This is a genomic window from Stutzerimonas stutzeri, assembly GCF_024448935.1.
In the GTDB taxonomy this organism is placed as follows: Bacteria; Pseudomonadota; Gammaproteobacteria; order Pseudomonadales; family Pseudomonadaceae; genus Stutzerimonas; species Stutzerimonas stutzeri_AO.
In genome coordinates this window covers 1-9,688 of record NZ_JAMOIE010000129.1, presented here as the reverse complement: position 1 = coordinate 9,688, position 9,688 = coordinate 1, and the positions used below count along the sequence as shown (strand labels likewise).

Below are 9,688 nucleotides of genomic sequence, written 5' to 3'. Positions count from 1 at the left end.
CCCGCTACAACGTGGCGAACGTACCTGTCAACGATTAGTTGCGCGGAATACTGTATATGCGTACAGTATGCGTGCATGTCATCTAACTTTACAGGTATCGACGAATGAAGATTTCCGCCCTACGCGAGCAGCGCTCCGCCAAGGTCGCCGCCATGAAAACCCTGGTAGATGCCGCAGCCGCAGAAGGCCGCGATCTGTCTGCCGACGAAACCAAGCAGTTCGACACCCTCAAGACCGAGGAGCGCGCCCTGTCCGCCCAGGTTGAGCGTGCCGAGTACCTGGCAGACGTTGAACGCCGCTCCGCTGGTACTCCGGTATCTGGCGCACCCTCTGCCGACTTCGACCGCCTGGCCGGGGCTGTGAGCGTCACCAAGGTTATTCGCGCTCAGATGGAAGGCCGCAGCCTGGACGGTGCCGAGGCTGAATATGCCCGCGAAGCTGAACGCCGCAGTGGACGCAAGGCAGAAGGTGCTTTCGTACCGTTCGCCAGCCTGGAGAAGCGCGCCAACACCACCGTTACCGCGCCTGAACTGGTAGGCACTGATCATCGCGCTGACCTGTACGTCGGACCATTGCGTGAGGCTCTGCTGGCTCGCCAGATGGGCGTCCGGGTAATGACTGGCCTTCGTGGCAACGTCGCGATTCCGAAGTTCGGATCTGGCCTTGAAACCGGCTGGGTTACCGAAGGCGGCGCTGTACCAGAAGCCGAGATGAGCTTCGATCAAGTCACGCTGACTCCTAAGCACGTTGGCGGCAAAACCGAAATGAGCCGCCAGCTTATCCAGCAATCAGCCCCGGCCATTGAGCAACTGGTTCGAGAGGATCTGGCCGCCCTGATCGCCAAGCAGATCGACGCCGCGATCATCAACGGCTCCGGTGCTGCCGGGCAGCCGCTGGGCATCCTGAACAACACCGTTGGCATCCAAGACGCGGGCGACGTTCCGACTACCTGGGCGGGCGTCCTGGCGATGCTGGAAATGCTCGACGACGCGGATATTCAGAATGGCCGCTGGCTGACGACTGCCGCGATCCGTAGCGCCCTGGCTGCTGCTGAGAAGGTTTCCGGTTCTGGTTCGGGCTTCTTGTACGACAGCGGCGCAATGGCTGGCCTGTCGCTGGCAACGAGTAAGAACGTACCGGCTGGCAAGCTGATCCTGGGCGACTTCTCGCAAGTCCTGCTTGGCGTTTGGAGTGAGATCGACATCCTCGTCAACCCATTCGCCGAACCAGCGTACAGCCGAGGCGGAATTCAGGTTCGCGCCATGGCAACCGTAGACACCGCCGTGCGCCACCCGCAAGGCTTCGTCGTAGCGACCGAGGTAGCGTGATGGAACGGCGTAGCTTCAGCATCGAGCAAAAGGGCCGGACGCTGTATGGCTACGCCGCCCTGTTCAACTCCGAGACAACCGTTGGCGACTTTGCCGAGGTAATCCGCAAAGGCGCCTTCACCCGGACTCTTTCAGCTCCGACCGCCGCCAACATCCGGGCGATCTATGAGCACGACAACCGTTCACTGTTGGGCAAAGTTGGTTCCTCGACACTGCGCCTGCGTGAGGACGAGGTAGGGCTGGCCTTCGAGCTGGACTTGCCCGATACCACCCTTGGCCGGGATCTGGCCGAGCTGGTGAAGCGTGGCGACGTGTCCGGATGTTCGTTCGGATTCATCCCGTCGAAGGAAACCTGGCTCGACAACCTGCGCGAGCTGCGCGACGTGGATCTATTCGAGATCACCATCACGTCAAGCCCGGCCTATGCCGAAACCAGCGTTCAAGTCCGTAGCCAGCAACCGCGCTCGATTTGCTTGGCCCGTAAGTACTTGGAGGCCTGCGCATGAAGTTTCCTCGACTGTTCAAGCGATCCAGCCCCGAGCCAACGACCCCAGCATTCGACCGATACTTCGAAAGTTTCGCAGTAGGCCAAAGCGTTGCTGGCGTGGACGTGAACACCACGACTGCCGAGGGCATCAGCGCCGTGTATGCGTGCGTTGCCGCGATCAGTGAGACGGTGGGCAGCCTGCCGCTGGACGTGTACCGCCGCACCGACAACGGACGCGAGAAGGCCCGCAGCCACCCGCTGTACAAGATCCTGCACGCTGAGCCGAACGGGTATCAGACGGCGATGGAGTTCCGCGAGCAGATGCAACGTCATGTTCTGCTGCGTGGCAACGCCTATGCCGAGATTGTCTGGAACTCGAACGGTTCTGTTCAGGCCCTGCTGCCGCTGCACCCGGATGCCGTCACTGTCCTGCGTTCGAGCAAAGGGAACCTGATCTATGAGCACGCTGACGGCAAGGGCAACCAGCGCCGCCTGCTGGCTGATGAAGTCCTGCACCTGCGCTACCACTCGGACGATGGGATTCTCGGACGCTCACCGATTCAGGTAGCCCGCGACACAATCGGCCTGGCCCTGGCAGAGCGCACACACGGCGCGAAGATGTTCGAGCAGGGCACCAAGCTGTCGGGCGTTATCGAGACACCACCCGGCACCACGAAAGAGCAGGCAGGCCAGATCCGCGAGAGCTGGAACACTGGACAGGCCGGTGTGATGAACCACGGCAAGACAGCCGTGCTACCACAAGGCGCGACGTTCAAGACTGTCAGCATGACGCTTGAGGATGCCGACTGGATCCAGGCAAGACGCCTGTCCATCGTCGAGACAGCCCGTCTGTTCCGCGTACCGCCCGTGATGATTGGCGACATGGAGGCAGCGAACTACAGCAACGTGGTGGAGCTGGCTCGCTTCTTCGTAACCAACACACTGCGCCGTCACCTGGTGATGTGGGAGCAGGCGATCAACCGGGCTTGCATTACGAACCCCGCGTTCTTCGTTGAGCACAATGTCGAGGGGCTGCTGCGTGGTGACAGTCTCACCCGTGCCAACTTCTACCAGCGCGGCATCGAGGACGGCTGGATGCTCAAGTCCGAAGTCCGCCGAATTGAGAACCTGCCAGCCATTGAGGGAATCGACCAGGTTAACGAGCCAGAGGTTAACGCATGAAGAAGCGCCGGACGTTAAGTCTTAACAGCAGCGCCTGGAAGCGACTCCGGGCCGAGGTGCTGGCAAGTGAGCCGCTGTGCCGTATGTGTGCAGCCCGTGGCCTGGTAGTGCCAGCAACAGACGTGGACCACATCGAGGACAGCCGCGACGACTACACCGACGACAACAGCCGGGAGAACCTTCAGAGCCTGTGCCATGAATGCCACTCACTCAAGACAGCGGCAAGTATGGGCAGGGGAGTGACGTGGGGCTGCGACGTGAACGGGCGACCGAACGACCCGAACCATCCGTGGAATAAATCACCAGCAACCGACAGCAGCCAAACCGCATGGTTCCCACTCTTTCAATGCTAGGTGCAAACGTGAAACCACGCCGCCCACGCTCAGACAGTGCCAAGTCCGCCGTAGCAGCCGCTCAGAACGCCGCACAAGGCCCGATAGCGCCGCCTGCGTGTGTAACCCTGCGTTCCGGCGATTTGCCGTTCTGGGAGCGTGTGGTGAGCAGCAAGGCACGCGACAACTGGACGGACGTGGACCTTGTGACAGCCGCCCAACTGGCCCGAGCCTATGCCGACATCGAGATGCTACAGCGCCAGATTGATGCTGACGGTTACATCCTGGACGGGAAGGTGAACCCAGCCGCCGCGCTGCTCGAAACGCTCAGCAAGCGGACCATTGCCCTGACGCGAGTTCTACAGGTTCATTGCCTGGCGACAGTCGGGCGCTCCGCTAACAGTGTGAAGTCTGCCGCCCTGGAGCGTGACGCCCGCGCACACCTGGACGACGATCTGATTCCGACGATGGCGATGATGCAATGACACGCGCCGAGAAGATCACCCAGTTCATCGAACGATACTGCGTCGTGCCGGAAGGTGCGGACGTGGGAAAGTCGCTAGTCCTGGCTGAGTTCCAAAAGAAGTTCATCCGCGACGTGTACGACAACCCGAACGGCACCCGGCGCGCCATCTTGAGCATAGCGAGGAAGTGCGGGAAGTCCGGGCTGACTGCTGGCCTGATCCTGGCTCACCTGGTAGGGCCTGAAGCCAAGCAGAACTCGCAGCTAGTGTCCGGTGCCATGAGCCGCGATCAGGCCGCGCTGGTGTTCAACCTGGCGTCCAAGATGGTTATGCAGTCGCCTGCCCTGTCGAAGATTGTCCGCATCGTGCCATCGGGCAAACGCCTGATTGGCCTGCCACTGAATACCGAGTTTCGCGCCCTGGCTGCTGACGGCAGAACGGCGCACGGCCTGTCACCTGTGCTCGCCATCCTCGACGAGATAGGCCAGATCCGAGGCCCTCAGTCCGACTTCGTGGACGCTATAACAACCAGCCAAGGCGCCCACGCCGCACCGCTGCTGATCGCCATCAGTACCCAAGCCGCGAACGATGCCGATCTGCTGAGCCAGTGGATTGACGACGCCAAACGCTCGAAAGACCCGCGCATCGTCTGCCACCTGTACACCGCACCGAAGGGCTGCGACCTGCTGGACGTTGAAGCCTGGAAAGCAGCTAACCCGGCGATGGGCCTGTTCAGATCCGAGGACGATCTACGCGAGCAGATGCAGCAAGCCGCCCGTATGCCATCCATGAGCAACACGGCGCGCAACCTGCTGCTGAATCAGCGTGTGAGCCTGGACAGCCCGTTCATATCGCCTGACGTGTGGGCAGCTTGTGGCGCTGAGCCTGAGCCGTTTGACGGCCCCGTGTATGCAGGCCTGGACCTGTCCGCCCGCACCGACCTGACGGCGCTTGTGCTGATCGGCAAGACGGCTGGCGTCTGGCAGGTTCGCCCGTTCTTCTGGACGCCGGAACAAGGCTTGTTTGATCGAGCCAAGAAAGACCGCGCCCCGTATGACCAGTGGGCTGCTGAGGGCTTTCTGAGAACCACACCCGGCGCGACGGTGGACTATGAAGCCGTGGCGCTCGATATGGTTGAGATCCTGGACGGGCTAGATATCCAGTCGATTGCCTTCGACCGCTGGCGTATGGACGTGCTCAAGAAAGAGTTCGAGCGCCTGGGCCTGGAGCTGCCACTCGTGCCGTTCGGGCAGGGCTTCCAATCCATGTCCCCAGCACTGGACGCACTTGAAGCCGAGCTGCTGAACGGCCGCATTGCCCACGGCAACCACCCGGTGCTGAGTATGTGTGCCGCGAATGCCGTCGCCACCAAAGACCCAGCCGGTAACCGCAAGCTGGACAAGTCCCGCCGCACTGGACGCATCGACGGCCTGCAAGCCCTGGCGATGGCAATGGGTGCCGCCCAAGCCGCAGCCGCCCCCATTGAAATTGACACCGAGGTGTTTTTCGTATGATTACCGTGACCGAAGCCAAACAGCATTTGCGCGTGATGCACACCCTGGAAGATCCGCTGATCCAACTATATCTGGACGCCGCGATCCGGCACGTCGAGGAATACCTGGGCGACGATCTGCCAGATCCCATGCCTGAACCCATCCAGGCGGCCGTCCTGCTGCTGACCGGGGATCTGTACGTCAACCGTGAGCGCCAAGGCGACAGGATTTTGTACGAAGGCACGGCCTATACGCTGCTGCTGGCCCCTTATCGTTCCATGGCGGTGATGTGATGGGTGTTGGCAGACGTAGACACCCCGTCGAGATCCAGCGCGAATCGAGTGTTTCGGATGGCATGGGAGGCTGGCAAACCGGCTGGGCAACCATTGGCATCGAGTGGGCTGCTATCGACAGCGTGAGAGGTGACGAATTTCTACAGGCCGGGCAATTGCAGGCCGCGACCACGGCGAAGGTGACGATTCCCTACCGCGACGACCTGAGCACTGCCGACCGCATCGTTTACCACGGCAAAAAGTACGACCTGAAAGCCATCCTGCCCAACAACACCCGTTCGGAAATGACATGTATGTGCGAGGTGGGATTGATCTAGTTTCGCCGTGGCCCGGACGGCCCCTAGAGGGGATACCGGGCAGAGGATCAGACGGATAGTGCCTCGTTCATGAAAAAACCCCGTCACGCTGTGCGGCCTTTTCCTTGTGATATCCGGGGCCGGTGACAGCACTAGCCCCGCCTGCGTGATGCTGTGCGGGGCTTTTCTTTTGGGCAGTGGCTAACGTTGACTGTTACATTGACCTGCGGGAAGGCTGCAAAGGTAACGTTGACTGCCATTTCAAGCTAAGTGCTTGATTTGTATGGTGCCGGCACCAAGAGTCGAACTCGGGACCTACTGATTACAAGTCAGTTGCTCTACCAGCTGAGCTATACCGGCTAAAAGATGGGCGCCATTATAGCCATTGCTCGCGGCGAGTAAACTGTTTGTTGCCAGTTGTTTGCATGAGTTTGTTCATGTGCTTGCGAATCGCGCCTCGCGCTCGGCAATCAGCATCAGATTGCGCGGTGTCAGCTCGGCTGGGCAGAACGTACCCAGGCGCACTGCATAGCCGTTTTCGGCCAGTAGCAGCGCGCGGTCGAGCAGCAGCCAGAGTTCCAGCGGCCGCCGGAACAGACTGCGCAGCAGTTCCAGGTTGCGCACTTCGGCCAGGCGCTGCCAGCCACGCCGTTCGAGTGCGTCCCAGTCCTGCTCCGGCGGTGCGGGTAGTTGCTTTAGCGCCGCCAGGTCACGGCAGTACTGTGCGAAGCGCTTTTTCAGCCAGCTACCGGGAAGCGAGGGTGCGGGCAGGTAATCGTTCTTGTCGCGCAGCTCACGTTGGAGCAGATCGAAACCCAGGCGCCAGGCCATCGACTGGTCGCGCTGACGGCGTTCGCGCGCGCCGGCAGTGACGGTTTCGCTGAGTGGCAGGCCGAGGTCGTCACGGGAGAGCGCAAGGCTTGATTGCCGCCCAAGCGTCGACAAGGGCTGGTAACGATCGGTCTGGATCCGGTTGTAGCAGCAGGGTGCGATTGCCAGCTGCTGACAGCGTTGCGCAATGCTCAGGTTGATCAGACGAACGTGCAGCTCGCCACAGGCATGCAGCGCCACCGGCGTCATCGTCGGGACGAGATGTGCAGCCGTCTCGTCGGCCATCACGTCCTGCTGTCGGTGGTTTGCGTCGATGCCCAGCTTCTGACTGAGGTGGGCGCCGGCTGTAACCAGAGCCTGATCCCATTCAAGGCACGTCAGCTCACCCCCGCGCCTGGCCAGCTGGCGCCCTAGATGACCTTTGCCTGCGCACCAGTCGACCCAGTGGTGCGGGACTTCACTGAGCCTCAGCGCCGCGTCGAATGCCTGGATCTGCAGCCTCTTGCGTCCGGGCACGTCGACCAGTTGGCGCGCGTCAGTGTTTAGGATGGGCGAGGAGGGCAGCTCGTCCATGCAGCTCAGGGCGATGGCTCGCGCAGCCAGCTGTGGATACGGGGCGGGTGCGAGCAACTGTGCGGGCTGGTTGTGCGCGGCTTCAGCGTCGTCCAGCGAGCGGCCCCGCAACCAGAGGGCCAGCTCAGGGTGTTCGGATTCCCAGCCGAGACGCATGTGCATGAAGGGACGCGGGCGCCACAACGGTTGGTGCTGCATCAAAAACTCGTCGAGCTGCTGAAAGCGTTCGGCCAGTTGTGCGTAGCTGAATGAGGCGGTGGACATGGCGGCTCGGCGATGGCGGCTTCATGGCTATGATCGCGCCGAAAGCGGCTGCCGAAAAGCCAGACGCGCGTCGAAACGGGCGTCTGCAAGGGACTATTTGCCGTAGATCTGTTCGGGTAGCCAGGTAACCAGCCCAGGGAACTGGTAGGCGATCACCAACAGCAGCAGCTGAATCAGGATGAACGGCAGCACCCCTTTGTAGATCGTACTGGTAGGCACTGATTTCGGCGTCACGCCGCGCAGGTAGAACAGCGCGAAGCCGAAGGGGGGTGTGAGGAACGAGGTCTGCAGGTTCAGCGCAATCATCACACCGAGCCACACCGGATCCAGCCCCATGGCCAGCAACACCGGGCCGACGATCGGGACGACCACGAAGGTGATCTCGATGAAGTCGAGGATGAAGCCCAGCAGGAAGATCACCAGCATGACCACGAAGAAGGCGCCGAGTACGCCGCCTGGCAGCTGGGCGAAGACATCCTCGATCAGCACTTCGCCGCCGAAGCCGCGGAACACCAGCGAAAACAGCGAGGCGCCGATCAGGATCAGGAACACCATGGCGCTGATCTCGGTGGTGCCATAAGCCACTTCGCGCAGCTGGCCGAAGTTCAGTTTGCCCTTGTAGAGTGCCAGGACCATCGCACCGAGCGCACCCAGCGCCGCGGCCTCGGTGGGCGTTGCGTAGCCGGCGAGGATCGAGCCGAGCACCGCGCTGATCAGCAGCAGCGGCGGCACCAGCGCATTGATCAGCTTGCCCCATTCGATCGGGCCGAGCTCCTCCTGCGGCAGGGCCGGCAGTTTCTTCGGCTGGAGGATGGCCACGCCGATGATGTAGAGAATGTACATGCCGACCAGCAGCAGGCCGGGCAGTAAGGCACCGACGAACAGGTCCCCGACCGAAACGGTCTTCGGCGAGAAGATGCCCATCTTCAGCTGCGCCTGCTGGTAGGCGCTGGACATGACATCGCCCAGCAAGACCAGCACGATCGACGGCGGAATGATCTGGCCCAGGGTGCCGGTGGCGGCGAGGGTACCGGTCGAAATCGCCGGATCATAGCCGCGGCGAAGCATGGTTGGCAGCGCCAGCAGGCCCATGGTCACCACGGTGGCGCCAACAATGCCGGTGCTGGCCGCGAGCAGCGCGCCCACCACACAGACGGAAATCGCCAGCCCGCCGCGCAGCGTGCCGAACAGCCGCGACATGGATTCGAGCAGGTCTTCGGCGACCCGGCTCTTTTCCAGCATCACGCCCATGAACACGAACAGCGGCACCGCGAGCATCGTCTGGTTGTTCATGATGCCGAACAGACGATTCGGCAAGGCGCTCAGGTAACCGCCATCGAAGGTGCCAGTGAGGATGCCGATACCCGCGAATAGCAACGAGACGCCGCCCAGGGTGAAGGCTACGGGATAACCAGCCATCAAGGCCGCGCAGATGCTGATGAACAGCAGGATTGCCATCAACTCAACCATGCTTCACCTCCGGCGCAGGCAGGCGACCGGCTACGATGTAGGCAGCTTTTATGATTTCGGATAGTCCTTGTAGGCTCAGGCAGACGACCAGAGCGAGGATGATGCTTTTCTGCAGGTAAACGAACTTGAGCCCGCCCGATTCGCTGGAGCCTTCCAGCGTCGCCCAGGAGTTGGCGACATAGTCCCAGCTTGCCCAGCCGAGAAACAGGCAGACAGGCAAGAGAAACAGCAGGGTGCCGAGCACTTCGACCAACGCCTGGTGGCGTGGGGTGAAACGCTGATAGAAGATGTCGACGCGGACATGGCCGTTGCGTTGCAGAACCCAGGCGGCGGCACCCATGAACACCAACGCGTGTGCGTAGAGGACGGCTTCCTGCAACGCAGTTGCGCCGATGCCGAATCCGTAGCGCAGCACCACGACGATGGCGGTTCCGATGACCAGAAACAGGGTCAGCCAGGCGCAGGCCTGTCCGAAGCGGGCGTTCACGGCGTCGATCACTCTGGCGAGACCGAGCAGTGGGGGGGCATGTTTCGACATGGCAGATCCTTTATTGTCATGGCCAGGCGGCCGGCGATTCTAGGCGGCTGTGCGAACGTGTCGCAACCGGCAGTATTTTTAAGTAGTGTCTGTACGTAATCACGGCGCTTGAATGACAGATAGCCATATGATAGCTA

At 61.5% G+C, this 9,688-nt stretch carries 11 protein-coding genes and 1 tRNA gene; 8 read left to right on the top strand and 4 right to left on the bottom strand.

Annotation, left to right across the window (positions count from 1 at the left end):
• Positions 1 to 104: 104 nt before the first annotated feature.
• The 8 genes from NA637_RS22890 to NA637_RS22855 are packed head-to-tail and all read left to right on the top strand — an operon-like array spanning position 105 to position 5,896.
• On the top strand, positions 105 to 1,328 hold the full coding sequence (locus tag NA637_RS22890; protein ID WP_256074835.1) for a phage major capsid protein: 1,224 nt from the start codon (positions 105 to 107) through the stop codon (positions 1,326 to 1,328).
• Entirely contained in the window at positions 1,328 to 1,834 is a 507-nt protein-coding gene (locus NA637_RS22885; protein WP_256074834.1) for an HK97 family phage prohead protease, read from the top strand. Before NA637_RS22890 ends, NA637_RS22885 begins: the two co-directional genes overlap by 1 nt.
• Positions 1,831 to 2,997, top strand: coding sequence for a phage portal protein (locus NA637_RS22880; RefSeq protein ID WP_256074833.1), 1,167 nt, complete (start codon positions 1,831 to 1,833; stop codon positions 2,995 to 2,997). Before NA637_RS22885 ends, NA637_RS22880 begins: the two co-directional genes overlap by 4 nt.
• On the top strand, positions 2,994 to 3,350 hold the full coding sequence (locus tag NA637_RS22875; RefSeq protein ID WP_256074832.1) for an HNH endonuclease: 357 nt from the start codon (positions 2,994 to 2,996) through the stop codon (positions 3,348 to 3,350). Before NA637_RS22880 ends, NA637_RS22875 begins: the two co-directional genes overlap by 4 nt.
• 8 nt (positions 3,351 to 3,358) lie before the next feature.
• Positions 3,359 to 3,814 carry a P27 family phage terminase small subunit gene (locus NA637_RS22870; protein ID WP_256074831.1) on the top strand — a complete coding sequence of 152 codons (456 nt, stop codon included), beginning with the start codon at positions 3,359 to 3,361 and terminating at the stop codon, positions 3,812 to 3,814.
• The gene (locus tag NA637_RS22865; RefSeq protein WP_256074830.1) at positions 3,811 to 5,307 is read left to right on the top strand and encodes a terminase large subunit; all 1,497 of its coding nucleotides are present in this window, start codon (positions 3,811 to 3,813) and stop codon (positions 5,305 to 5,307) included. The genes NA637_RS22870 and NA637_RS22865 overlap by 4 nt, the downstream gene beginning before the upstream one ends.
• Entirely contained in the window at positions 5,304 to 5,579 is a 276-nt protein-coding gene (locus NA637_RS22860; protein ID WP_256074829.1) for a head-tail connector protein, read from the top strand. Before NA637_RS22865 ends, NA637_RS22860 begins: the two co-directional genes overlap by 4 nt.
• Entirely contained in the window at positions 5,579 to 5,896 is a 318-nt protein-coding gene (locus NA637_RS22855; protein ID WP_256074828.1) for a phage head closure protein, read from the top strand. The genes NA637_RS22860 and NA637_RS22855 overlap by 1 nt, the downstream gene beginning before the upstream one ends.
• A gap of 263 nt (positions 5,897 to 6,159) precedes the next feature.
• On the opposite strand, the gene NA637_RS22850 is transcribed toward NA637_RS22855, so the two are convergent.
• From NA637_RS22850 to NA637_RS22835, 4 genes are all read right to left on the bottom strand, one after another.
• Positions 6,160 to 6,235, bottom strand: a tRNA-Thr gene (locus NA637_RS22850).
• Between the two features lie 75 nt (positions 6,236 to 6,310).
• The gene (locus tag NA637_RS22845; RefSeq protein WP_256074825.1) at positions 6,311 to 7,543 is read right to left on the bottom strand and encodes a methyltransferase; all 1,233 of its coding nucleotides are present in this window, start codon (positions 7,541 to 7,543) and stop codon (positions 6,311 to 6,313) included.
• 93 nt (positions 7,544 to 7,636) lie between these two features.
• Positions 7,637 to 9,013, bottom strand: a complete 1,377-nt coding sequence (locus tag NA637_RS22840) for a TRAP transporter large permease (protein ID WP_256074824.1) — start codon at positions 9,011 to 9,013, stop codon at positions 7,637 to 7,639.
• Positions 9,006 to 9,551, bottom strand: coding sequence for a TRAP transporter small permease subunit (locus NA637_RS22835; protein ID WP_256074823.1), 546 nt, complete (start codon positions 9,549 to 9,551; stop codon positions 9,006 to 9,008). The genes NA637_RS22840 and NA637_RS22835 overlap by 8 nt, the downstream gene beginning before the upstream one ends.
• Between the last annotated feature and the right edge of the window lie 137 nt (positions 9,552 to 9,688).

Coding starts and splice junctions, on each gene's coding strand:
- NA637_RS22890 (WP_256074835.1), top strand. CDS start 105: ATGAAGATTTCCGCCCTACGCGAGCAGCGCTCCGCCAAGGTCGCCGCC.
- NA637_RS22885 (WP_256074834.1), top strand. CDS start 1,328: ATGGAACGGCGTAGCTTCAGCATCGAGCAAAAGGGCCGGACGCTGTAT.
- NA637_RS22880 (WP_256074833.1), top strand. CDS start 1,831: ATGAAGTTTCCTCGACTGTTCAAGCGATCCAGCCCCGAGCCAACGACC.
- NA637_RS22875 (WP_256074832.1), top strand. CDS start 2,994: ATGAAGAAGCGCCGGACGTTAAGTCTTAACAGCAGCGCCTGGAAGCGA.
- NA637_RS22865 (WP_256074830.1), top strand. CDS start 3,811: ATGACACGCGCCGAGAAGATCACCCAGTTCATCGAACGATACTGCGTC.
- NA637_RS22860 (WP_256074829.1), top strand. CDS start 5,304: ATGATTACCGTGACCGAAGCCAAACAGCATTTGCGCGTGATGCACACC.
- NA637_RS22855 (WP_256074828.1), top strand. CDS start 5,579: ATGGGTGTTGGCAGACGTAGACACCCCGTCGAGATCCAGCGCGAATCG.
- NA637_RS22845 (WP_256074825.1), bottom strand. CDS start 7,543: ATGTCCACCGCCTCATTCAGCTACGCACAACTGGCCGAACGCTTTCAG.
- NA637_RS22840 (WP_256074824.1), bottom strand. CDS start 9,013: ATGGTTGAGTTGATGGCAATCCTGCTGTTCATCAGCATCTGCGCGGCC.
- NA637_RS22835 (WP_256074823.1), bottom strand. CDS start 9,551: ATGTCGAAACATGCCCCCCCACTGCTCGGTCTCGCCAGAGTGATCGAC.